The sequence below is a fragment of the Tepidibacter sp. Z1-5 genome (genome assembly GCF_037844525.1).
GTDB lineage: Bacteria > Bacillota > Clostridia > Peptostreptococcales > Peptostreptococcaceae > Tepidibacter_A.
Genome location: NZ_JBBMMD010000027.1, coordinates 1 through 1,171, shown reverse-complemented (window position 1 = coordinate 1,171; position 1,171 = coordinate 1). Strand labels below are relative to the sequence as shown.

Below are 1,171 nucleotides of genomic sequence, written 5' to 3'. Positions count from 1 at the left end.
CTAAGATTAAGAAGCAAGCTTCTTAATCTCCGCTCGACTTGCATGTGTTAGGCACGCCGCCAGCGTTCATCCTGAGCCAGGATCAAACTCTTAAATAAAAGTTTGCCAGTACTCAGTAACTGACTTTATGTGTTGTTTCCGAAAATCACTGTTTGTGATTTATTTATAACCTACTGTTTAATTTTCAAAGTTCATATGTTGTGTTCATGTGTTTCTCGTTCGCCTCGTTGTTGAGGACAAGTAATAATATATCAGTTATTGAACAGTCCGTCAACACCTTTTTTGAAACAATTTTTAAATCGTATTATTTATTTCTATTTAATCATACCCCAAAACCTCTATTTTTAGACATTTATATTAATTTTTTAATTATATAATCCAAATAAAAAATTATCATAATTTTATATTTAAATACTCTAAATTAGTGATTAAAAATATATATTTTAAAGATTGAAATATATATTTTCTTTGTTTTTATGACATGTATACAAAATATTTGTCTGAAAACAATGCAATTAATAGGATATATTTAGTTTTATATCCTATTTCTTAATGCACTATTGCCCTATTTTAAAGAAGAAATATCTCTATAATTTATTATTTAATCTATAAAAACTCTAAAAATCCAAGTTCAAAATGATACTTATTAAAATGTTAGCTACCTAGATTTCGTACAAACGAAATCTGGGTTATTTTTTTAGGGTCTGTGGGTTATTAAAAACTATCTATACAAATACCGCGAATACAACGATATTTTGAATATAACTAAGATTTTATCTTATTAATATTCCTAAAATTCGAGAAACTCCCTACGGTCAAACACTCAAATTTTTCAACGGAATATTAAACGATAAAACCTAAGTTATATTAGTCAAAATATCTAAAAGTATTCACTAACATTTGTATAGACAGTTTTAATATTAGCAACTCTATTATAAATTAAAACTTCATCCCCTATTTTTACCATAGAATAAAAGACAAAAAAATAATACCATATTCTTACAAAAGAATTACCTTTCGACAAGTACTCTAAAATAAGAAAGGTGGTATCATTTATGAAAAGCTGGGAACTGAAAAACTATCAGCAAATTTATTTAACATGGATAGTTTCCCTGACCAATCTCAAATTAATATTCTTTTAAGGCGAATGAATGCTACAAATATATCTCAA

General features: G+C 26.6%; 1 rRNA gene. It reads right to left on the bottom strand.

Annotated elements, in window-relative coordinates:
- Positions 1-98, bottom strand: a 16S ribosomal RNA gene (locus WJW32_RS06765); the annotation flags it as partial.
- Positions 99-1,171: the final 1,073 nt, after the last annotated feature.